This is a genomic window from Truepera radiovictrix DSM 17093, assembly GCF_000092425.1.
GTDB classification, from domain to species: domain Bacteria; phylum Deinococcota; class Deinococci; order Deinococcales; family Trueperaceae; genus Truepera; species Truepera radiovictrix.
The window spans coordinates 2,291,566-2,312,363 of sequence record NC_014221.1; the positions used below are offsets into that span (position 1 = coordinate 2,291,566).

Below are 20,798 nucleotides of genomic sequence, written 5' to 3' on the forward strand. Positions count from 1 at the left end.
CCACAACCGGCTAAAACGTGAAAGAGGAGGCAGGCGCCTCCTCCTTTTGGTGATCGGTGACGCGTAGCTGCTAACGTCGCCCTTGAATGGCTTTGACGATAAAGAGCAGCACGACCGCCCCGATCACCGCGACGAACAGACTCGGCAGGTTAAACCCCGTCACGGTCGGTCCGGCGTCGAGGAAGTCGAAGATAAAGCCGCCGATAAACGCCCCGGCGATGCCGACGATAATGTCGAGCAAACAGCCCTGTTGGCGGTTCGTTCCGGCGATCAAGCTGGCGATCCAGCCGGCGAGGGCACCCAGAATAATCCACGAAATGAGACTCATCGTTGACCTCCTTGCACAAGTTTAGCGGAAAAGGCGTCCTGCACAAAGCGCGGTGAGGGCGCCGTGCTATCTCGCGCGTGCTACCTTGCGGGGGTGAGCGAAGCGCACCCCTTACCGACGCACGTGATCGGTGATCTGCACGGCCACTTGGCGGTCTTCGAGGGGCTGCTTGGGCGCGCCGGGTTGTGTCGTGACGGGCGCTGGTCCGGCGGCGCGGCGCGGCTACTGCTGCTGGGCGACTTTTTCAACCGCGGCCCCCAGGGGTTAGGGTGCTTAGAGCTCGCGATGCGGCTGCAGGAGGAGGCTGAGCGCGCGAGCGGCGGGGTGGAGGCGCTCATCGGCAACCACGACCTGCTCCTTTTGGCCGCCTACCGTTTCGGAGAGGGTTCCGGCTCGAGCGGAACGTTCGTCACCAGGTGGCGCGACAACGGGGGTGTGGCGGCCGACCTCGAGCGCTTCGGCGACGCCCACGCCACCTGGCTCAGCGCGCGCCCCGCGCTCTTGCGCGCGGGCGGCACGCTCTACCTGCACGCCGACGCGACGTTCTATGACGCCATGGGCGCGAGCATCGAGGCGGTCAACCGCGCCTTTTGGACCCTTCTAGCGGGGCGCGACGCGGCCGCTTGGGAGCGGCTGCTGGACGCTTTTGCCGAACACAAGGCGTTTTGGGGGGCGGGCGAGCGACGCGCGCGGGGGACGCTCGAGCGCTTCGGCGCGCGGCGGCTGGTGCACGCGCACACCCCCATCTCGAAGCTGACGGGACAGCCCTCCGCCACCGTCACGGCGCCCCTGGTCTACCACGGCGGCCTCTGCACCGACGTCGACCACGAGCTCTACCGCGGCGGCCCCGGTTTCATCTACCGCCCTTGACGGCGCGGTGCAGTTTCATGGGGCAGCGCGGCGACGGCTTCGCGCAGCGCCGACGCGCAGGGGCTCGGCTGCACCGGAAAGCGCAGCAGCGGCACCCCCGCAGCCGCCAAAGCGCGCTCCACGAAGGCGTCCCTGGCCCTGCGCTCAGGCCGCGCGTGCGTCTTGTCGTCGAGTTCGATCGCGCAGAGGATGCGCGCGCTGTGGGGGTCGCAGAGGGCGAAGTCGACGTGTTTCGCGGCGATGCGGTTGCGTGCCCTCTGCCGCTCACTCGGGGCAAGCCCCCCCTTTACGCTCACGAGGTCGCTCAGACGGACCTTGCCGAACACGCGGTAGGGCTGGCCCTGCAACGCGGCCTCGAGCTGCCGCAAAAACGCCCTTTCGGCGGGCGTAAAGAGGGCCGCGCGCGCCACGTAGGGGTAGGTGGCGGGCTCGCGGCGCGCCCGCTTGGCGCTTAGCAACGTGACGATGAGAAGCACGATGAGGAGCGCGAGGGCGAGCAGAAGGGCGGGAAGGGGGAGGTCTAGGGGCAACGAGAGAGGCGACGTCATGGTCAAAGCATGATACGCAGGCCCGAGAGAAGACGCTGCTGCATTCTCCACACCCGGCGACGCTGCCCGAGCGTCCTGCTACCCTAGAGCATGAACGCCATCACCGTACACCGAGACAAGCTCGTTTGGGAAGACGTCCCCGACCCCCGACCCGCCGCCGGCGAGGTGCTCGTGCGGGTGCGCGCGGCGGGCGTCAACCGCGCCGACCTCGCGCAGCGCGCGGGCCACTACCCCCCGCCGCCGGGGGCGTCCGAGATCCTGGGGCTCGAGGTCGCCGGGGAAATCGCCGAACTCGGTCCTGGCGTGAGCGGTTGGCGGGTCGGCGACCGCGTCTGCGCGCTTCTCGCCGGGGGCGGTTACGCGGAGCTCGTCAACGTCCCCGCGGCGCTCCTCATGCCGGTTCCGGAGGGGTGGCGCTTCGAGGAGGCCGCCGCTCTGCCCGAGGTCTTTTTCACGGCTTTTCTCAACCTGTTTCTCGAGTGGAACCTCAAAGAGGGGGAGGCCGTGCTCATCCACGGCGGCGCGAGCGGCGTGGGCACGGCGGCCATCCAGCTCGCCGTAGCGGCGGGCTGCACGGTGTTCGCCACCGCCGGCACCCCCGAAAAGGTCGCCGCGTGCGAGGCGCTCGGCGCCACGGCCTTTAACTACCGCGAGGAGGACTTCGCGGAGGCGCTGACGCCGCACGTCGCGGGCGTCGACGTGGTGCTCGACATGGTCGGCAAAGACTACCTGGCGCGCAACCTCAGGGTCCTCAAAACGGGTGGGCGCCTCATCGTGATCGCTACCTTGAGCGGCAACCGCGCCGAGATCGACCTGCGGCTGCTCATGCAAAAGCGCCTGACGCTTAGGGGCTCGACCCTGCGAAGCCGCCCGCTAGGCGAAAAGGTCGCCCTCAAAGAGGCGTTTATGGCGCGCTTTTGGGAGCGCATTGAGGCGCGGCGGCTACGGCCCCTTATCGACAGCACCTTCGACATCCGCGAGGTGGAAAGCGCGCACGAGCGGATGCGGGGAAATCAGAACATCGGCAAACTCGTGCTGCGCGTCCCTTAAGGTTGCTTAAGCTATCTAAGGGAGACCGGTCACAAAAAAAGAACTCTGAGAGGATCTCCGCCGGGGGGGGCAGCGGGGTGCGGAGATGCAACCCTCAAAGTTCTAGGTTAGTTTACACCAAACGCCGCAGAATGCAAGTGCCTTTTGGCGTCTTTTGCCCTCACCGCTCCTAATCGCGGTGAGGGGGAGCGATAACAGCAGCGCTGAAGCGGGGTGCGGGCGCCGAGCCCTACCGCCGCCGCTTGTTGGCCACGTGGATCGCCATGCCGTGCGCCGCTTCGGCGGCCTCCATAAAGCTCTCGGCGATCGTGGGGTGCGCGTGCTGGGTGAGCGAGATGTCCTCCAAGGTAGCCCCCATCTCGATCGCCAGCGCCGCTTCGGCGACCATGTCGCCCGCGGCGGGTCCGACCATGTGAAAGCCGAGGAGCAGATCGGTCTCCTCGTCGCCGATGACCTTGACGAGCCCCTCGGAGACGCCTAACGTCATCGCCCGACCGGAGGCCGCCAGCGGAAAGACGCCCACGCGCACCTTGTGCCCCGCGTCCTTCGCCTCCTGCTCGGTCATCCCGACCGACGCGAGCTCCGGGCTCGTGTAGACCACCGCCGGCACGATGGTGTCATAAGCGGCCGGCTTGCCGGCGGCGTGCTCGGCGGCGACGATCCCCTCTTTCATCGCCTTGTGGGCCAGCAGGGGCGGTTTGGTCACGTCGCCGATGGCGTAGATGTGCGGCACGTTGGTCTGCATGTGCGCGTTTGTCGGCACGAAACCGCGCTCGACCGTCACGCCGACCTCCTCGAGCCCCAACCCCGTCCCACGCGGTTTGCGCCCGACGGCGACCAGGATCTTGTCGACGACGAGCGTCTCTCTCTCCCCGCCCCGCTCGAGGGTGACCTCGATGCCGTCAGCGGTCTTTTTCTGGTTGAGGGCCTTTGTGCTCGTCAAGATCTTGATGCCGCGCTTTTCAAAGGACTTGCGCAGCTCTTTGGCGGCGTCGCGGTCGGCAGTCGGGACGATCTCGTCCATGAGTTCAACGACCGTCACGTCGCTGCCGAGCGCGTGGTAGATGTCGGAAAATTCAAGGCCGATAGCGGAGCCGCCGATGGCCAAAAAGCGCTTCGGCACCTCCGACACCAAAAGCGCCCCCGTCGAGTTGACGATGCGCTCGCCGTCCGTCTCGAAACCCGGGATCTCGATGGGCTCCGAACCGGTCGCCACGATGATCTTCTCCGCCGTCACGCTCCGGTCGCCGACCTGCACGGTGTGCGGGTCTTTCAAGGTCGCGCGCCCCTCGATGAGGTCGACCTTGTTGCCCTTTAAAAGGCTGCGCACCCCGCCGGTCAGCTTCTGCACCACGCCCGACTTCCACGCCTCGAGCTTTTTAAGGTCCACCTTGGGTTCGCCGAAGTCGATGCCGTAGCTTTTGGCGTGCTTCGCCTCGCGCAGGTCCTCGGCGACGTGGAGTAGCGCCTTGGTGGGGATGCAGCCGACGTTCAAGCAGACGCCCCCCACATACTCCTGTTCGACGCACGCCGTTTTTTTGCCGAGCTGCGCGGCCCGAATCGCCGCGTGGTAACCACCCGGCCCCGAACCGATCACCAGAACTTCGTAGTCCATCGTCCCTCCTCTTGGGGTGAGGCGCCGCACCCTAGGGGCGCCAGCCGCTCCTCACGGGCTAACGGTAAGCACAACGGCCCAGTCTACCGCGCCGCGGGGGCGCGCTTTGAAGTGCGGCGCTTTGGCGAGACCAGGTAGCCGAACCGAGCGGCTCAACGACGCGGGAAGGTCGCGCGTCAAAGCGCGCTGTGCGATAGTGGAGCGTGTCGCTCTTGTTGCACGTCGGGCCGCCCACGGAGGCCGACGTTCGGCGGTGCCTGGAGGCGCAGCGCGCGCAACCGCTCTCGTATGGCGCAGTCGGGATGAGCGCGCGCCGAGAGGTGCCTAGAGGCTTCTCGAGGCGGGAAACGCACGCTCACCTCGGCGACGGCGAGGCGGTGTTTCACCGCGCCGTACGGGCGCTCCGGAGCTGGGCCGTCTACCCGCGCTGGATGACCCTCTACCCGGTAGCGCCCCCCGTGGCGCGCGGCACGGTCGTCGCCATCGGCACGGGGTGGGGGCTCTATACGGTGAACCTAGTACGGGTCACCGACGTCCAGGAGGGGGCGCGGCGCTTCGCGTGCGTTTTGGGGACGCTGCCGCAGCACGTCCTCACGGGCGAGGAGCGCTTCAGCGTGACGTGGGACGCAGCAAACCGCGTGGTCTACAGCATCGAGGCGGTCTCTCGCGTGCGCCATCCGCTCGTCCGCTTGGGCGCGCCCGCCGTGCAGCTCGTGCAGGCGCGCTTCGCCAGGGATTCGGTGCGGTCGGTCAGGGCTGCGCTCTAACCCCGCCACCGACACGACATCTGGGCCCCGGTTCGGGGCGCCGAGCGCGCTCGGGCGCAGCGCTGCTTGGAGGTTGTAGCTCGAGCTGGCTGAAGTATGGCAGGACACTTCAGGTAAGCTAGCGTGTGCCGCTATTTTCACGCTCAGATGACAAACTCTTCGCCGTAGCGCAGACCAACTTCGCTACTGAGAAAGAGCTACAGAAACTCGTCGAGAACAATTTAGCAGCCATTTTCAACTGTCGTTTGGTTGCCTCTGAGTTCTCTACGGGTCAACAACACGCGGGGCGCATCGACACCCTTGGGCTCTCCGAAGACAACAACCCTGTCATTATCGAGTACAAAAAAGTCGAGTCTTCTGCACTTATCACACAGAGCTTGTTTTATCTCTCATGGATTCAAGACCACAGGGGCGACTTTGAGATTGCAGCGCAAAAAGCCCTAGGTAATGACACCAAGGTAGATTGGTCGGACATACGCGTCATCTGCCTCGCACCGAACTACAACAGATACGATCTACACGCTGCTCAAGTCATCGGCGGAAGCATAGAACTGTGGACCTATCGACTCTTCGATAATCAAACGATCTACTTTGAAGAAATTTTACAAAAAGCTTACGCGCCCCCAGCCGTAACCGAAACCGCTTCCAGACATTCGGTTGCGACGACCGTCGGCAAAAAAACCATGCTGACGAGACCGTCTGCAAGCTACACCTTTGAAGAGCACTTGAGCGGTAAGTCTCAGGAAATTCGAGACCTGGCTTATGCGGTTCAAGACTTCGTCATGGGCCTTGACGCTGCCATAGAGGAGGCGCCCAAAAAACTCTACGTGGCGTATCGTATCTCGCAAAACATCGTCTGCATGGAGGTTCGAAAAAAGCATCTTGCCCTCTACCTCAAATTGGATCCCCGCGAGGTCTCTGGTCCGCCAGGAATCTCTAGAGACGTGAGTAGAATCGGCCACTTCGGCACGGGCGACTTGGAGATCATTGTCAAGTCACCCGCTGACCTCGAGGCAAGCAAACCCTTTCTTGAACTTGCCTACCGCAGAGTTGGAGGATAGCCAATTGACTTTGCGCCCCCGCGCGACTACCATACGCTTATGCCCGTGGCAACAAACCTCCTACAACTAGGTGGGCCGAGGCGCTAGCGCGTTCGCTGCTGCCTTGTGGCCCTAACCGCACGGTTAGGGTTTTTTCTTTGCCCGTTTGCGGTTGTAGAGACCGTCAACTAGAGTGGAGACGTTATGACGACCCAACCCGAGGTGAGCTCGAGCGCCCCTTACCGCTCCGAGCGCTATAACCCGCAGGAGATCGAGCCGAAGTGGCAGGCGCGGTGGGCCGAGCTGAAGCTCTATGAGACCGACCTTGAGAGCGACCAAGAGCCCTTTTACTACCTGACGATGTTCCCCTATCCGTCGGGCGACCTGCACATCGGCCACTGGTACGCTTTCTCCATCCCCGACGCCTACGCCCGCTTTAAACGCATGCGCGGCCTTAACGTCCTCTTCCCCATGGGATTTGACGCTTTCGGGTTGCCCGCCGAAAACGCCGCCATCAAGGCCGCCCGTCAGGGGGGGAGCGTTCACCCCGCCACGCTCACCTACGAACGCATGGCCCACATGGAGCGGCAGTTCGCAAAGATGGGCGCCTCGTTCGACTGGTCCAAAAAGGTCGTCACCTGCGACCCCGGTTACTACCGCTGGAACCAGCTCTTTTTCCTCAGGATGCTGGAGCGCGGCCTCGCCTACCGCAAGGCGTCCTTTGTCAACTGGGACCCCGTCGACCAGACGGTGCTGGCCAACGAGCAGGTGGTGAACGGACGCGGGGAGCGCTCCGGCGCGCTCGTCGAACGCCGCTTGATGCCGCAGTGGCACTTTAAGATCACCGCCTACGCCGAGGAGCTCTTAGACTTCTCCGGGCTCGACTGGCCGGAGAAGGTCAAACTCATGCAGACCAACTGGATCGGCCGCTCCGAGGGCGCCGAGGTGCGCTTTAAGACCGAAAGCGGCGACGAGCTCGTCGTCTTTACCACCCGCCCCGACACCCTCTGGGGGGTGACCTTTATGGTGCTCGCCCCCGAGCACCCGTTGGTCGAGAAGCTGACCACGCCGGAGCAGCGCGAGGCGGTCGCGCGTTACGTGAAAGCCGCCTCGCACCTCAGCGAGATCGAGCGCCAGGCGACCGACAAGGAGAAGACGGGCGAGTTTACGGGCGCCTTCGCCATCAACCCCGTCAACGGCGAACGCGTCCCCATCTGGATCGCCGACTACGTGATGATGGGTTACGGTACCGGCGCCGTGATGGCGGTGCCCGCTCACGACGAGCGCGACTTCGCCTTCGCTCGAGCCTTCGGGCTGCCCGTCAAACCGGTGATCGCCGCCTCAGAGGGCGCCGAGGTAGACGGTGAAGCGATGACCGAAGCCTATACGGGCGACGGCGTGATGGTCAACTCCGGCCCCTTCGACGGGACCCCGACCGGCAAGGGCACGCCGGAGGGGATCCACAAGGTGATCGCCTGGTTGGAAGCGAAAGGCAAGGGCAAGGGCACTGTCACCTACCGCCTGCGCGACTGGCTCATCTCGCGCCAGCGCTACTGGGGCACCCCCATCCCGGTGCTCTACTGCGACCGGTGCGGCTTGGTCCCCGAGCGCGAGGAGAACCTGCCCGTCTTGCTCCCCGAAGACGTCGCCTTTATGCCCACGGGCGAGTCGCCTTTAAAGCACCACGCGGGCTTTTTGAACGCGACCTGCCCGTCGTGCGGCGGCCCCGCGCAGCGCGAAACCGACACCATGGACACCTTTGTCGACTCGTCGTGGTACTGGTTCCGCTACCTCTCCCCCGACCTGCAAGACGCCCCCATCGACCGGCAGCGGGCGCGGCGCTGGACCCCCGTCGACCAGTACACCGGCGGTATCGAGCACGCGATCTTGCACCTCCTTTACGCCCGCTTTTTCACCAAGGTGCTCCGCGACCTGGGTTTCGTCGACGTCGACGAACCCTTTAAACGGCTGCGCAACCAGGGGATGATCCTGGGCGAGGACAACGAAAAGATGTCCAAGTCGCGCGGCAACGTGGTCAACCCCGACGACCTCGTCGCCGAGTACGGCGCCGACACGGTGCGCGCCTACCTGATGTTTATCGGGCCGTGGGAGGCGGGCGGCCCCTGGAGCAGCACCGGTATCGAGGGCGTCGCGCGCTTTTTAAACCGCGTCTGGGCGCTGCTCACCGAGCCGGTCGAAGCTACCGGGGGCGACCCGGAGACCCGTAAAGCGCTGCGCCGCGCCGTGCACCACGCCATCAAGGAAGTCACCGAGGACTTAGAGGCCTTCGGCTTCAACACCGCCGTCGCCGAGCTGATGACGTTGACCAACGCCATGAGTCGGGCCAAACCCGCCCTCGCTGGAACGGACGTCTGGGAGGAGGCGACCGAAGCCCTGTTGCTGCTCCTCGCCCCCATCGCCCCGCACCTCGCCGACGAGCTGTGGGAGCGCTCCGGCCGCGCGGGTTCGGTGCACCAGCAAGTCTGGCCGACCCCCGACGAGGGCGCCCTGGTGCAGGACACGGTGACGATCGCGGTGCAGGTGAGCGGCAAGCGGCGCGGCGAGGTCACGGTGCCCAAAGGCGCCGACGACGCGGCCGTGCTGGCCGCCGCCAAAGCGGAGCCCAACGTGGCGCGGCACCTCGAGAACGCGCAGGTGGTGCGGGAGATCGTGGTGCCGGGGCGGCTCGTCAACATCGTCGTGCGCAAGTAGCCGGTCGTTACAGGGCGTCCAAACGGCGGAGCCGGAGGCTATGCACCTCCGGCTCCGCGCCCGTCGCGAGCGGTGCTGCCACCATCACCCCGCTGCCGGCACGGGGCTATGGTGGCGGTATCCCCTTCTCTCCACCAACCCGCTCGAGCGTTGCGAGACGCACCGAGAACCGATCGCGCGGCTCATCAGCAGCGTATGCGGGGGTTAAACGGGCCGCCTCGGCTTGTGACGGCAAAGCGTGCAAGCTGTGGGGCGCGAAAAAGGCGCCCCGCTCGGGAGCGCCGCTTTGGCGGAGAGAAGGGGATTCGAACCCCTGATACGGGTTACCCCGTATACACGCTTTCCAGGCGTGCTCCTTCAACCACTCGGACACCTCTCCAGGTAACGAGCTTGCGCCGTTTCGCCAACCAAACCGCGGGCCGTGCAAGCCTACGGCCTCAAAGTCTAGCAAGTTTCATCCAGCGAATCAATGGCGGAGGCTGCGGGTTTTCGCTCGCGGCGCTCGGCCCGCTGCCTAACAGGCGACATAACTCCCTAAAGCCGGCTGACTAGAATAGAGCCGGTGCTGCGATGCGGCAGCGCGCCGAGGCGCTTTCACTGCAACGCGACGGGGCCGCTACGGCCCATCTCGTCGCGACACCTATGACAACGCGCTTTTCAAGGAGGCGTCATGCTTAGAGATCGGCTCTACAACCTCGAGACCCCGGAGGACGTGCAGCGGTTTCTCCAGGAAAACCCCAACAGCATCATTTTCAAAGCGGGCACCTGTCACAAAACGATGCAGGGCTTTGGCTTTTTGCAAGAGCAGCTTGAAACCAGAGACGACCTCCCCGTCGGGCTCATCCGCGTGGTGCAGGCGCGCCCCGCGAGCAACTTCGTCGCCGAGCAGACGGGCATCACCCACCAGTCGCCGCAGGTGATCCTCTACCGGGAGGGGGAAGCGGTCTTTGACGTCGACAACTGGGACATCACGCCCGAAACGCTGCAACAGGGGCTCGCGAAAGTGCCCTACACCGGTGCGGCGGCAAGGGGGGCGGACGCTGCGCGCAGCGACCTCTCGGTCTACTTGCACCTGCTCGAGCAGTACCTCTCGGGGATGATCGACGACCGTCAGTTCGAGTTCGCCTACACCACGACCTTCCGCGACGACGCCTCCTTGCGGAGCCGCGAAGAGGTCGAAGTCTTGGGGAGCATCTTCGGCGACGTCGACCGCCACCTCGAGATGCACCTGATGATGGGGGGGCGCTCGAACAGCGACGAGGTCCGCAAGCGCGCGGAGGCCGCCTACGAGCGGCTGCGGGCCCTCGCGCAGTAGATCGCTCACGCGACGTCTCGCACGTCTCGCGAACGTACCGTCGTGCCAAGGGCGCACGGTCGCGCGTACACGCTCCCCTCAGCGAAAGCCGGGGCCGGACGAACGCCCGTCTCCGGCTCTTGCAAGAGGCCTCATGAAGCGTCCTAGCGCCGACGCTCCGTAACCTCTCGCCTAACCAGAGCTTGCAGGACGAGTGCTAGAATCCGTTCATGTGTAGCCCGCTCGGCCTCCACGCCCGCCACACCACGGGGCGCGCCCCATGACCTCTGAGCGCGCCCGTGGGGGCGCGCCCTCGCGCACCCCGTGGTGGCAGCTCGACCTCACCGATCTCGGCTTCGTCTACGGGGTGCTCTTGGCGCTGTCGCTCACGCTGATCAACCCGTGGGGCACGCCTCGGGGGGGCATCTGGACCGACCCGAAGGTCTACACGCTTATCGCCCTCGCGCTCCTCACCTGGACGGTGCTCGGTGGTGTTGCCGTCACCCGTTGGCGGCGCCGACCGACAAGCCCCGTGAGCCTGCTGCGACGGGCGCCCCTCTCGCGGCTCTGGGTCGCCGCGGCCCTGTTGTGGCTCGCGTTTCTCGCTTCGGGGTTTGTCACGGTGCTCCTGAGCCCCGTCTCGTTTCAGAGCGCCCTGATGCCGCAAGTCGAGATGGGTGACGGCTGGGTCTATTGGGCCTGGACGGCCGCCTTTACCCTCGGCAACGCCCTTTTGCTCGCGCGCTTCCCGACGCTCTTTAAAGCGCAGCTCCTCGGGCTCCTCGCCGGGGGCGTCATCTCATCGCTGGCGGTTGCCGCACAGAGCTGGAACTGGCAGCTCGACTTTACCGCCACGATGGGTCGAACGCTCTCGCCGGTGTGGCTTGAAAGCCGCATCCACCAGGGGCAGATGCCGATTGGCTTGACCTCAAACCGCGGGCACGTCGCCTTTATCCTCGCCGCGCTCGCGGTGCTAAGCGCTCTAAGCCACCTCCGCGGGTGGTTGCGCGCGCACGTCGCTTGGCCGCTCTACGCGCTTCTCCTCGTCGGGCTCTACCTCACCTCGTCGCGGGGGCCGCAGCTCGCCTTTGCCGTCGGCATGCTCTACTTGTTCGTTCGTTTCTGGCGCGAGCGCCCCGCACGCGCCAAGCTGCTCGCTCTAGGCGCCCCCCTCATCTTGGGGGTGCTCGCGCTGGGCGTTATCGGGCTCGGCCCATCGCGCAACCTGCCCTCGCTCCGGCTCGCGCTGACCAACCTCGACGCGTTTACCTCGGCGCGCGCCTACCTCTGGCCCTCGGCGGTCGCGGGGATTCGTGAGCGGCCGCTTTTCGGGTGGGGCTTTAACGGCTACGGCCTCGCGTGGCCGCACGTCAACGACTTCGACGAGCGCTGGGCGATCCAGCTCGCCCGCGACGCCCGGGGCCAAGCCATCGGCGTCGTGAGCATCGGGCGCCACAACCACAACTTCTTCCAGTACGTCGGCACCGACGGTAACCTCTACCTCGGGCGGGTGCTCACCAACAAGGCGCACAACATCGTGCTCGATACGGCCGTCTCGGTGGGGCTCGTCGGGCTGCTGCTCTACGGCGCGCTCTTCGGGGTGTTCGTCTACGCCGCGGCGCGGGGGCGGGGGTACGGGCTCGAGGCCATCGCGGTCGTCTACCTCGCTTTTGGGTTTACCTGGTTCGAGTCGGCGCAGTACAGCCACCTAGCGTGGTGGGCCCTGAGCGCGGGGCTCGCCTTCGCACTCCCCCGCGCGCGGGAGGTGGTGCAGCAACCAGTCAACGTCGTGCGGCGCGACCCCGCCGCGTAGACGCACATGGGGCCGGTGCGTGAACTTACCGAGCTCGCCGACTTGCGCCGCTGCGAGCGGGTGCAGCGCACCGTGTGGGGTGGCGATGAGCTCGAGGTCACCGCCGCGTCGCAGCTTAAAGCGGCCGTTCACGCGGGCGCCCTCGTCGCGGGCGCGTTTGAGGGCGACGAGCTGCTCGGCTTCGTCTTTAGCTTCCCCTCCTACACCCGCTGCGGGGACGGGTGGCGCGTCGGGCAGCACTCGCACCTGCTCGCGGTGCGCCCCGAGGCACGCGGGCGCGGTATCGGACGGCAGCTCAAGTGGTTTCAGCGCGCGTGGTGCCTCGCGCGTGGCGTCACGCACGTCACCTGGACCTTCGACCCGCTGCAAGCGCGCAACGCGCGGCTCAACCTCGAGCACCTGGGCGCCTACGCCACGCGCTACTACCCCGACTTTTACGGCCCCTTGGGCGGCCTCAACGGCACCGGACCGAGCGACCGGCTGCTCGCCGAGTGGCCGCTCACGGCACCCCACGTCGCCGCGCTCGCTGCGGGGGAGGCGCGCGCGGCGCCGCCCACAGCGGTCGCAACGGGGCTCGAGCTTGATCCCGAGGGGCGCCCCCTCGTCCACCGCGTCCCCGCCGACGCGCAAGCGGTGCGCCTGGAGGTCCCCGCGCGCGTCGACCTGCGCGGCGGCGACCCTTTAACGCTCACCTGGCGCCTCGCGCTGCGCGAGGTGATGCAACCCCTTTTGGCGCGCGGCTTGCGCGCGACGCGCTTTTTCCGCGGTGGGTATCTCCTCGAAGCAGCCGCCCACGCGCCCGACGCGTAGCGGGTGGCGACGAGCCGCGCTCCCACCGGACACGTCAAGCGCGCGCGACCTCTTGTCAACGTAAGAGCGCCTCTAGCCAGATGATACCCGCGAAAAAACCCAGCCGAAGCTGGGTCCTGTAGAAGCTGGGTACGTTGTAAGCGACGTTTAAAAGCGCTGACGCGGCGAACGCTGAGGGCGCGGCGCGGCGGGCGCGGCGTTGATCACCTCGACGTTTTTGGCTTGCAACCCCTTTTGGCCCTGTTCGACTTCAAACTCGACTTCGTCGCCCTCGTTGAGGCTGCGGTAGCCGCTCGCGTTGATCGCGGAAAAGTGGCAGAACACATCGGCGCCCCCGCCATCTTGCTCGATGAACCCAAACCCTTTTTCGTTGCTAAACCACTTTACTCTGCCTGTTGCCATGCCAACCCTCATCTGCGCGCCAAAAGCGCGCATGAACTTTGCTGCCGCAGCGCCTCTGGCGACCCTCGGGCTGCCCGAAGTTGTGTGCCGCGTGCAGCCCTAACTATAGCCCTAAGCCCCCGAAAAAGCAATCTGGCGCGGCGCGCGTTGGACACAGCGAGCGCCACGGCACCGTGGTAGAAAGAGGCGTGTCACACTCCGCCACCCCCGTAGCCGACGCGCCGCATAGCCCCCCCAAACCCGAGCGCATCTACCTTTCGCCGCCGCACTTGGGGGGCGCCGAGCGCCGCTTCGTCGCCGAAGCCTTCGACAGCAACTGGGTCGCCCCCTTAGGCCCCAACGTCGACGGCTTCGAACGCGACCTCGAAGCCTACACGGGCGCCGCGCACGCCGCCGCGCTGAGTTCCGGCACCGCCGCGCTGCACCTCGCGCTGATCCTCCTGGGCGTCGGGCCGGGTGACGAGGTGCTCTGCTCGAGCTTTACCTTCTCCGCCTCGGCCAACCCGATCCTCTATCAGGGCGCCACCCCCGTCTTTATCGAGTCCGAAGCGGACACCTGGAACATGAGCCCGGAGCACCTCGAAAGGGCGCTCGCGGAGCGCGCGGCGCAGGGTCGGGCGCCCAAGGCCGTCATCTTGGTGCACCTCTACGGGATGCCCGCCAAGATGCGCGAGATCATGGCGCTCTGCGAACGCTACGGGGTGCCGGTCATCGAAGACGCCGCCGAAGCGCTCGGCTCCACCTACGAGGGCCGCGCGCTCGGCACCTTCGGGGCGATGGGGGTGCTGTCGTTTAACGGCAACAAGATCATCACCACCTCGGGGGGGGGCGCGCTGCTCTCGGACTCCGAAGCGTGGATCCGCGAGGCGCGCTTTCTCGCCACCCAAGCGCGCGACCCCGCCCCGCACTACCAGCACTCCAAAGTCGGCTACAACTACCGCCTCAGCAACGTCTGTGCCGGCATCGGACGCGGTCAGATGGAGGTGCTAGACGCGCGCGTCGCCGCGCGGCGGGCCAACTACGAGCGCTACCGCGCGTTTTTCGCCCCCTATCCCGGCGTCACCCTGCTGGAGGAACCCGCAGGGATGGTGAGTAACCGCTGGCTCACCTGCGCCCTCTTCGACCCGGAGCGAACGGGCGGCGTCACCCGCGAGGACGTGCGGCTCGCTTTGGAGCGCCACAACATCGAAGCCCGCCCCCTCTGGAAACCCTTGCACCTGCAACCGGTCTTTGAGCGCTACCTCTACTACGGCGACGGGCTCTCCGAGAGGCTCTTCGACCTCGGCCTCTGCTTGCCTTCGGGCAGCTCCCTAGACGACGCGGCGTTCGCGCGCATCACGGACGTGCTGCAAAAGACGCTGCCGACGCCCTAACCGAAGACCCCCTCGCGGCCCTCGCTCCGTTGCAGGTCGATCTGGGTCGCCGCTAGCTTGAACGCCTGCGCGCTGGTCGCCGCGTGCAGACCGGTGTCGAAAGCGATGGCGCCAGCGGCGTAGAGGTCGGCAAGCGCGTCGTCAAAGAGCTGCATGCCGTCTAACTTGGAATCCTTAAGCGCGTCGTAGAGCTCGCCGTAGCGGCTCTCGTCGCGCAACAGGTCTTTGATACGCAAGGTGCCTTTCATGACCTCCAAGGCGGCGACCCGCCCCCCGCCGACGCGTGGCAAAAGCCGCTGCGAAACGATGCCGACGAGCGCGTCGGCGAACAGGATGCGCGCCGAGGCGCGTTCGTAGGGGGGGAAGAGCTCGAGCACGCGGTTAACGGTGCGCACGGTGTCGAGCGTGTGCAGGGTGCTCAGCACCAGGTGCCCGGTCTGCGCCGCGCTGATGGCGGCCGAAGCGGTCGCGTAGTCGCGGATTTCGCCGATCATGATGACCTCGGGGTCTTGGCGCATGGCGGCCACCAGGGCCTCGCTAAAGGAGAGGGCGTCGACGCCGATCTCGCGCTGGACGATCACCGAGCGTTTGGGGCGGTGCAGGTACTCGATGGGGTCCTCGACGGTGATGATCATCTTGTTGTGGACGCTGTTGATCTCGTCGATGATGCGCGTCAGCGTCGTCGATTTGCCCGAACCGGTCGGCCCGGTGACCAAAATGAGGCCCTTTTCCTGATCGCGGAAGTAGCGCAGCAGCTCGGGGGCCAGGTTGACCACCTTGAGCTGCGACTCGTCGGAGTTGATCACGCGCAGCACGGCGCTCACCGAACCGCGCTGGCGAAAGAGGTTGACGCGAAAGCGGGCGACGCCGGGGATGCTGTAGGCGAGGTCGACCTGATGGTGCTCTAAAAACCGCGCCTTCTGCCGCGCGTCGCACATGATGTCTACGAGCGTCGCGGTCACCGCCGGGGTCAGCTTGGTCTCCCCTACCGGGGTCAAGCGGCCGCTAAGGCGCACCATCGGCAACAGACCGGCGTGCAGGTGAATGTCCGAAGCGCCGCGCTGCACAAAAGACGTGAGCATGTCGTTAAAGGTCACGCCCAAGTGTAAAAACGCCGCCTACTTAGCGGCGCGTAAAAGGTCTCATCGCCCCCGGGTTCAGCCGCCGAAAGGACCCCTCAGCGGTTGCAACGGCGTCGTCTCGTCCGTTTGGCCGTAGGGGTAGCGGTCGTAGTTGGTCAGCTCGACGTAGCCGACGCCCGCCTTGGAGCCCGTCACCGCCACCGCCCCCTCCCAGTAGACGACGCCGGTCGAAGCGCGCGTATTCATCTCCTGCTCGGGGAAAACGGGCGTCACCGTCAGCTCTAGGCCGTGCGCGGGAACCGCGACGCGCCACCCCATCGGGTAGACCGCGCCCGTCTCCGGGCTCGTCCAGGTCGCGCCCGTCGGCGTTACCGAAAAGTCCTCCGCGCCGAGGCCCAGGGTCTCGCTGGAAGCCGTGACAAAGCTCCCCGCTCGAGCCGTGTACGCCCCGCTCGGTTCGCGGATGAGGTAGAGCATCAGCTCGGTGTCATCCGTAAACTGCACGCTAAACCAGTCCCACCCCGCGTAGCTCGACAGGTCGAAGTCGCCCCACTGGTGGTCGTGCCACGCCTCGCCGGTGACGCGAAGCGTCTCGCACCCTAGCCCCAAGGGGCCACAACCGCGCCCCAAGGTCCCCGTCGCCGCCATGCGCGTGTACGACACGTAGTAGCTCGTACCGCCGGGGCCCATGCTCTGGATGCCGGGCGGGTCGCCGTGCAGCGCAGCCGGTTTGGTGGGGGTGAGCGTGAGGTCGAGCGCAAACCCCCCCTCGGCGGCCCGGATGCGGTGGCTCACCCCGTCCGGGGCGCGCTCCGCACGCCAGTTGGCGACGAAGACCTCGAGCTCGTCGCGAGAGGCGCCCGCACCGTAGCCCCAAAAGTCGGCCCGCTCGCCCATAACGAAGCGGCGGCCGGTCTTGTCGGTCACCGCGAAGTGCGCCACGTGGCCGCGCTCGAGCGTGTGGTAGAGCGGGTAGACGCCGAAGAGTTTGATCTCGGGAGGGACGAACGCCTTGAAAAAGGTGAGCTCGAAGCCGTACGGCTCCCCCGTTTCGGTCTCCAGGTGCCCCGTGTAGTACCACCACTCGATGGGGGCGTCGTGGGCCGCGTCGTCGCGGGGCAGCTCGACGGGGCGGACCGGATATGGCGCGTCGTAAACGCTCGGCGCACAGGCGCTTAGGGCGAACACCGCCAGCAGGGCGGGCAGCGAGGGGGCTGCGAGGGGGCGCATGCTTCAGCTTAGAGCTTCGCGCGCTAGGGGGTCGGGGCGTTAGCTCTCAGTTGTGGCGCCACGACCCGGGAGCGACCGCTGCGGTTCCCGTACGGGTTCGTGGCCCGTAGTGCGTGGCTCGTGGTCAAACCCCCCCCACGCGCGCTGCGCTAGACCCCCCCAGGCTCCCTCGAGCGGTCGCGGGCGCGCGTGCCCGCAGCGCCGACCCCTTCGCCAGGTTCGCTCTCATGGAGCGCGGTAAGATGACCTATGGCAAGACCGTTTCGTCTTCTTATCCTCTCGCTCGCCGCTTGGCCCGCCGCCCTCGCCGCTGCGCCCGAGGTCAATCTCCCCGAGGGCTACACCCCGACCCCGCTGCTCTCCGAAGAGCCCGTGCGCGAATTTAGCGGCGCCGACGAGGTGCTAGCCCCCAACACCGACTACGGCGCGGTGATGGTCACCAGCCAAGGCACCCTGATCCTCGACCTCTACGAAGACCTCGCCCCGCGCACGGTCAACAACTTCGTCTTTTTGGCGCGGCACCGCTTCTACGACGGGGTGGTCTTTCACCGCGTGCTGGAGGACTTTATGGCCCAGACGGGCGACCCCACCGGGACGGGGACCGGTGGCCCCGGGTACACCTTTGACGACGAGTTCGCCGAAGGGTTGCAGCACGACCGCCCCGGCCTGTTGTCGATGGCCAACGCCGGGCCCGACACCAACGGGTCGCAGTTTTTTATCACCTTTACCGAGACCCCCTGGCTCGACGGGGCGCACGCGATCTTCGGCGAGGTGACCGAAGGCTTCGAGGTTCTCGACGCGCTGCAGCGCATCGACCCGAGCCAACCGAGCGCCATCGTGGCGCCCGCGGCTTCGCTCGCTGAGCTCTCGCAGCAGGGCGTGACGCTCGCCGGCGACGCTGACACGACCGTCGAAGCGTACCTCGCGGGGCAGCTAGGGGGCCTGCCGGCGCGCGGCGAGCGCTTCGAGGTCGACGGCTTTAGCGGCGTCGTCGGCCAGGGCGGCGGCGGCGAGACGCTCGTCGGCTTTTTCCCCGAACCCGACGTGATCGAGTCGCTTATCATCATCGAGCGTCCGCGGGAGTAGCCCCGCGAGACCGCTGCGCGACGCGTTCGTGCAGCCCGCAGCGAGACAGGCTTTGCAAGGGCGTTGTAGCTCCGCCCAAGCCGACTGGAGGCACCATGGAACAGTACACCGCGGACGGTTACCGCGTCGCCGAACCCTTAAGTGAAGCGCGCACGACCTCGTTTCGGCGCGCCGACGAGGTGCTGGCGCCCGGCAAAGACTACCGCGCCGTCCTCGAGACCAGCAAAGGCCGCATCGTCGTCGACCTTTTCCAGGACGACGCCCCGCGCACGGTCAACAACTTCGTCTTTTTGGCGCGGCACCGCTTCTACGACGGGGTGGTCTTTCACCGCGTCTTGGAGGACTTTATGGCCCAGACGGGCGACCCCACCGGGACGGGGCGCGGCGGCCCCGGGTACACCTTCGGCGACGAAACCGACAACGGCCGCCGCCACGACGGCAAGGGGGTGCTGTCGATGGCCAACGCTGGCCCCGACACCAACGGGTCGCAGTTTTTCATCACCTTTACCGCCACCCCTTGGCTCGACGGCAAACACACCGTTTTCGGCCGCGTCCTAGAGGGCGAGGCGGTGCTCGACGCGCTGCAGCGCGTCGACCCGAGCCGCGGCGCGCGCGTCCAGCCGGACACCCTCGAGCGCGTCTACATTTTAGAGAGCCTCTAAACCGGCGGTGGGGGGATGAGGTCTCGCGTGACCTTTTATGACCCAGGGCCGCTCGAGGACGGCGACCTCGAGCTCGTTTTAGAGCGCACCTACCGCGGCTCCCGTTCGCTCGGGCTCGCCCCCGCCTACGCGTTTTCGATGCGTCAGCGCGAGACCGGGGTGCGCATGGGTGACATCGACCTGCGCCTTTCGAACGATCCCTATATCGTCCTCTACGCCGGGCACATCGGTTACGGCGTCGAACGCGCCTACCGCGGCCACCGCTACGCGGCCCGCGCCTGCCGTCTGCTGCTGCCGCTCGCCAAAGCGCACGGGTTGGACCCCTTGTGGATCACCTGTAACCCCGACAACCTCGCCTCGAGGCGCACCTGCGAGCTCGCGGGGGCGACGTTGGTCGAGATCGTCGAGGTGCCCCCCGGGACCGACCTCTACCGGCGCGGCGAGCGGGAAAAGTGCCGTTACCGCATCGACCTCGCCACCGTGCAGCGCGCCCCCGCTGCGGTAAGGAGCGCCCGCTGAGCCCCTTTGAATTCGCCGTTCTCATCGTTATCTTCTTCGTCACTAGCGTGATCGGCGTCATGACGGGGGCCAACTCGCTGATCACCATCCCCGTGATGCTGCAGTTTGGCATCCATCCGGGGGTCGCGGTCGCGACGAACATGCTGGCGCTCACCTTTATGAGCGTCGGTGGGGCGTTGCCGTTTGTCGGCAAAGGGGTCTTCGACCGGCGGCGCCTCCCGCTGTTCGTTCTGCTGACCCTCCTTTCGTCGGCGATCGGCGCGTACCTCGTCACGCTCATCCCCGCCGAGGCGATGAGCTTCCTTATCGCCTTTTTCATGCTGGGCGTGGCGACCTTTGTGGTCCTCAACCGCCGCGCTGGGGTGACGCCGCGCCAGAAGGTAGGATTCGGCGCCGCGTTCGCCGGCTACCTCCTGACCTTTTTGCTGGGCGTCTACGGCGGCTTCTTTAGCGGCGGTTACGTCACCATGCTGACCACGACGTTCGTGGCCCTTTTCGGGATGACCTTTTTACAGGCGATCGCCACGACCAAGATCATCAACTTTTTCTCGTCGCTCGTGGCTACCGGCGTCTACGTGTGGGCCGAGCTGATCGATTGGCCCCTGGGAGTCGCGCTGAGCGTCACCATGTTCGTCGGCGCCGCCATAGGCGGCAAGCTCGCCCTCAAGTTCGACAACAACGTCGTGCGGCAGGTTTTTTTGGTCGTCGTGGTCGCCCTGGCCGTTAAGACGCTCGTCTTCGACCTCGACTGGGACATGCTCGCGCGCCTCGTGCAGACCGCTCTGGGGACCGCTTAAGGGGCGCTCGGTGACGGCAGGGGCAGCGCACCTCTTGGACCTTCGGATACCTTAATATTTAAGGTATAGACGTTTATTAAGGCATTTGTCTACACTATGACTTGGGCGCACGCGACCTTCGAGTGGGACGAGCACAACCTCGAGCACATCGCTCGGCACGGGGTCTCAGACGACGAGGTCGAGGCGGCCAGCACCGACCCCTGCCGCGTCCCCTTCTCCGCGCATAGCGGTCACCTCGGACTCATCGGCAAGACGACGAGCGGTCGCGTGCTGGTGGTTATCCTCGCGCGGCGCGGCGGGGGCCGCTGGCGTCCGGTGACGGCCCGCGACGCGAGCCCGCGCGAAAAGCGCTCCTACCGGCGGCGGACGAAGCGGTAACCGATCAAAGCGGTAGCCGATCAAGCGGTAGCGAGCGCCCCTAGAAGGTTGCTGAGCGAGGCGCCCACGGTAGCGCCAGCAGGAGAGGACGATGAGCCGCAAACGTAGCAAGATCCCCCTAACCGACCCCAAACAGGTCCCAGAGGTCATGACCGAGGAGGAGGCGCGCGCCTTTTGGGACAGCCACGAGGTCACGGAAGCCTACCTTGCAAAAGCCGCGGTGCGTGAACCGGAAGGGCCGCCCAAACGCACCCCGACAGCGAGCCAGAGCATCAACTTGAGGCTCGAGGTGAACACCTTAAAACGCCTCAAGGCGCTGGCCGCGCGCAAACAGATGGGCTACCAGACGCTCCTCAAGACGTTTTTAACTGAGCGGCTCTACGAGGAGGAGAAGCGCGAGGGCGTGCTCTAGCAGCCGGTTT

At 66.2% G+C, this 20,798-nt stretch carries 20 protein-coding genes, 1 tRNA gene and 1 pseudogene; 15 read left to right on the plus strand and 7 right to left on the minus strand.

The window, feature by feature from the left end; all coding sequences use genetic code 11:
* Positions 1–70: 70 nt before the first annotated feature.
* A complete protein-coding gene (locus TRAD_RS10500; RefSeq protein WP_013178591.1) occupies positions 71–328 on the minus strand; it encodes a GlsB/YeaQ/YmgE family stress response membrane protein in 258 nt (85 codons plus the stop codon).
* A gap of 93 nt (positions 329–421) precedes the next feature.
* On the opposite strand from TRAD_RS10500, the gene TRAD_RS10505 reads away from it, so the two are divergent.
* A complete protein-coding gene (locus tag TRAD_RS10505; RefSeq protein WP_049773103.1) occupies positions 422–1,198 on the plus strand; it encodes a metallophosphoesterase in 777 nt (258 codons plus the stop codon).
* On the opposite strand, the gene TRAD_RS10510 is transcribed toward TRAD_RS10505, so the two are convergent.
* Complete coding sequence (locus tag TRAD_RS10510) at positions 1,186–1,746, minus strand: DUF2726 domain-containing protein (RefSeq protein ID WP_013178593.1); 561 nt, start codon at positions 1,744–1,746, stop codon at positions 1,186–1,188. The two genes, TRAD_RS10505 and TRAD_RS10510, sit on opposite strands and share 13 nt — an antisense overlap.
* Before the next feature lie 90 nt (positions 1,747–1,836).
* Between TRAD_RS10510 and TRAD_RS10515 the strand changes: the two genes are divergently transcribed.
* Positions 1,837–2,796: an NAD(P)H-quinone oxidoreductase gene (locus TRAD_RS10515; RefSeq protein ID WP_013178594.1), complete on the plus strand. Its 960-nt coding sequence runs from the start codon at positions 1,837–1,839 to the stop codon at positions 2,794–2,796.
* Positions 2,797–3,025: 229 nt separating this feature from the next.
* Here the strand turns inward: TRAD_RS10515 and lpdA are convergent, their stop codons facing one another.
* Positions 3,026–4,411 (minus strand): dihydrolipoyl dehydrogenase, encoded by a 1,386-nt coding sequence (lpdA, locus tag TRAD_RS10520; RefSeq protein ID WP_013178595.1) that lies wholly within the window; start codon positions 4,409–4,411, stop codon positions 3,026–3,028.
* 203 nt (positions 4,412–4,614) lie between these two features.
* Between lpdA and TRAD_RS10525 the strand changes: the two genes are divergently transcribed.
* The 3 genes from TRAD_RS10525 to leuS all read left to right on the plus strand — a co-directional run bounded on the left by TRAD_RS10525 (position 4,615) and on the right by leuS (position 8,930).
* Positions 4,615–5,178, plus strand: coding sequence for a DUF1990 domain-containing protein (locus tag TRAD_RS10525; RefSeq protein WP_013178596.1), 564 nt, complete (start codon positions 4,615–4,617; stop codon positions 5,176–5,178).
* A 125-nt stretch (positions 5,179–5,303) separates the two neighbouring features.
* Positions 5,304–6,239 (plus strand): DUF5655 domain-containing protein, encoded by a 936-nt coding sequence (locus TRAD_RS10530; RefSeq protein ID WP_013178597.1) that lies wholly within the window; start codon positions 5,304–5,306, stop codon positions 6,237–6,239.
* A 183-nt stretch (positions 6,240–6,422) separates the two neighbouring features.
* A complete protein-coding gene (leuS, locus tag TRAD_RS10535) occupies positions 6,423–8,930 on the plus strand; it encodes a leucine--tRNA ligase (protein WP_013178598.1) in 2,508 nt (835 codons plus the stop codon).
* 287 nt (positions 8,931–9,217) lie between these two features.
* Here leuS and TRAD_RS10540 read toward each other — a convergent pair.
* Positions 9,218–9,309: transfer RNA gene (locus TRAD_RS10540), tRNA-Ser, on the minus strand.
* Between the two features lie 291 nt (positions 9,310–9,600).
* Here TRAD_RS10540 and TRAD_RS10545 point away from each other — a divergent pair.
* The 3 genes from TRAD_RS10545 to TRAD_RS10555 all read left to right on the plus strand — a co-directional run bounded on the left by TRAD_RS10545 (position 9,601) and on the right by TRAD_RS10555 (position 12,847).
* Positions 9,601–10,245: a monothiol bacilliredoxin BrxC family protein gene (locus tag TRAD_RS10545; RefSeq protein ID WP_013178599.1), complete on the plus strand. Its 645-nt coding sequence runs from the start codon at positions 9,601–9,603 to the stop codon at positions 10,243–10,245.
* A 259-nt stretch (positions 10,246–10,504) separates the two neighbouring features.
* Positions 10,505–12,037 (plus strand): O-antigen ligase family protein, encoded by a 1,533-nt coding sequence (locus TRAD_RS10550; protein WP_013178600.1) that lies wholly within the window; start codon positions 10,505–10,507, stop codon positions 12,035–12,037.
* A 15-nt stretch (positions 12,038–12,052) separates the two neighbouring features.
* On the plus strand, positions 12,053–12,847 hold the full coding sequence (locus TRAD_RS10555) for a GNAT family N-acetyltransferase (RefSeq protein WP_185095161.1): 795 nt from the start codon (positions 12,053–12,055) through the stop codon (positions 12,845–12,847).
* A 210-nt stretch (positions 12,848–13,057) separates the two neighbouring features.
* Here the strand turns inward: TRAD_RS10555 and TRAD_RS10560 are convergent.
* A pseudogene (locus TRAD_RS10560) lies at positions 13,058–13,249 on the minus strand (cold-shock protein); the annotation flags it as partial.
* 188 nt (positions 13,250–13,437) lie between these two features.
* Between TRAD_RS10560 and TRAD_RS10565 the strand changes: the two are divergent.
* Positions 13,438–14,622 carry an aminotransferase class I/II-fold pyridoxal phosphate-dependent enzyme gene (locus tag TRAD_RS10565; RefSeq protein ID WP_013178603.1) on the plus strand — a complete coding sequence of 395 codons (1,185 nt, stop codon included), beginning with the start codon at positions 13,438–13,440 and terminating at the stop codon, positions 14,620–14,622.
* Here the strand turns inward: TRAD_RS10565 and TRAD_RS10570 are convergent.
* Together TRAD_RS10570 and TRAD_RS10575 are read right to left on the minus strand one after the other, a co-directional pair.
* Positions 14,619–15,719 carry a type IV pilus twitching motility protein PilT gene (locus TRAD_RS10570; RefSeq protein ID WP_041947253.1) on the minus strand — a complete coding sequence of 367 codons (1,101 nt, stop codon included), beginning with the start codon at positions 15,717–15,719 and terminating at the stop codon, positions 14,619–14,621. The genes TRAD_RS10565 and TRAD_RS10570 overlap by 4 nt on opposite strands.
* A gap of 60 nt (positions 15,720–15,779) precedes the next feature.
* On the minus strand, positions 15,780–16,934 hold the full coding sequence (locus TRAD_RS10575; protein WP_013178605.1) for a lipocalin-like domain-containing protein: 1,155 nt from the start codon (positions 16,932–16,934) through the stop codon (positions 15,780–15,782).
* Positions 16,935–17,183: 249 nt separating this feature from the next.
* Here TRAD_RS10575 and TRAD_RS10580 point away from each other — a divergent pair, with 249 nt between their 5' ends.
* From TRAD_RS10580 to TRAD_RS10605, 6 genes are all read left to right on the plus strand, one after another.
* Positions 17,184–18,020, plus strand: a complete 837-nt coding sequence (locus TRAD_RS10580; RefSeq protein ID WP_013178606.1) for a peptidylprolyl isomerase — start codon at positions 17,184–17,186, stop codon at positions 18,018–18,020.
* A 95-nt stretch (positions 18,021–18,115) separates the two neighbouring features.
* Complete coding sequence (locus tag TRAD_RS10585) at positions 18,116–18,682, plus strand: peptidylprolyl isomerase (RefSeq protein ID WP_013178607.1); 567 nt, start codon at positions 18,116–18,118, stop codon at positions 18,680–18,682.
* Between the two features lie 27 nt (positions 18,683–18,709).
* Entirely contained in the window at positions 18,710–19,201 is a 492-nt protein-coding gene (locus TRAD_RS15340) for a GNAT family N-acetyltransferase (protein WP_221401599.1), read from the plus strand.
* Positions 19,202–19,230: 29 nt separating this feature from the next.
* Complete coding sequence (locus tag TRAD_RS10595; RefSeq protein WP_425358649.1) at positions 19,231–19,998, plus strand: sulfite exporter TauE/SafE family protein; 768 nt, start codon at positions 19,231–19,233, stop codon at positions 19,996–19,998.
* Positions 19,999–20,094: 96 nt separating this feature from the next.
* Positions 20,095–20,376 carry a BrnT family toxin gene (locus TRAD_RS10600; protein WP_013178610.1) on the plus strand — a complete coding sequence of 94 codons (282 nt, stop codon included), beginning with the start codon at positions 20,095–20,097 and terminating at the stop codon, positions 20,374–20,376.
* A 91-nt stretch (positions 20,377–20,467) separates the two neighbouring features.
* The gene (locus TRAD_RS10605) at positions 20,468–20,788 is read left to right on the plus strand and encodes a CopG family antitoxin (RefSeq protein WP_013178611.1); all 321 of its coding nucleotides are present in this window, start codon (positions 20,468–20,470) and stop codon (positions 20,786–20,788) included.
* The last annotated feature ends 10 nt before the right edge of the window (positions 20,789–20,798 follow it).

What these genes read in the sequence shown, in the direction of transcription:
- TRAD_RS10510 (WP_013178593.1), bottom strand. Translation starts at nt 1,746, where the DNA reads ATGACGTCGCCTCTCTCGTTGCCCCTAGACCTCCCCCTTCCCGCCCTT.
- TRAD_RS10545 (WP_013178599.1), top strand. Translation starts at nt 9,601, where the DNA reads ATGCTTAGAGATCGGCTCTACAACCTCGAGACCCCGGAGGACGTGCAG.
- TRAD_RS10600 (WP_013178610.1), top strand. Translation starts at nt 20,095, where the DNA reads ATGACTTGGGCGCACGCGACCTTCGAGTGGGACGAGCACAACCTCGAG.
- TRAD_RS10550 (WP_013178600.1), top strand. Translation starts at nt 10,505, where the DNA reads ATGACCTCTGAGCGCGCCCGTGGGGGCGCGCCCTCGCGCACCCCGTGG.
- lpdA (WP_013178595.1), bottom strand. Translation starts at nt 4,411, where the DNA reads ATGGACTACGAAGTTCTGGTGATCGGTTCGGGGCCGGGTGGTTACCAC.
- leuS (WP_013178598.1), top strand. Translation starts at nt 6,423, where the DNA reads ATGACGACCCAACCCGAGGTGAGCTCGAGCGCCCCTTACCGCTCCGAG.
- TRAD_RS10605 (WP_013178611.1), top strand. Translation starts at nt 20,468, where the DNA reads ATGAGCCGCAAACGTAGCAAGATCCCCCTAACCGACCCCAAACAGGTC.
- TRAD_RS10585 (WP_013178607.1), top strand. Translation starts at nt 18,116, where the DNA reads ATGGAACAGTACACCGCGGACGGTTACCGCGTCGCCGAACCCTTAAGT.
- TRAD_RS10500 (WP_013178591.1), bottom strand. Translation starts at nt 328, where the DNA reads ATGAGTCTCATTTCGTGGATTATTCTGGGTGCCCTCGCCGGCTGGATC.
- TRAD_RS10580 (WP_013178606.1), top strand. Translation starts at nt 17,184, where the DNA reads ATGGCAAGACCGTTTCGTCTTCTTATCCTCTCGCTCGCCGCTTGGCCC.
- TRAD_RS10575 (WP_013178605.1), bottom strand. Translation starts at nt 16,934, where the DNA reads ATGCGCCCCCTCGCAGCCCCCTCGCTGCCCGCCCTGCTGGCGGTGTTC.
- TRAD_RS10515 (WP_013178594.1), top strand. Translation starts at nt 1,837, where the DNA reads ATGAACGCCATCACCGTACACCGAGACAAGCTCGTTTGGGAAGACGTC.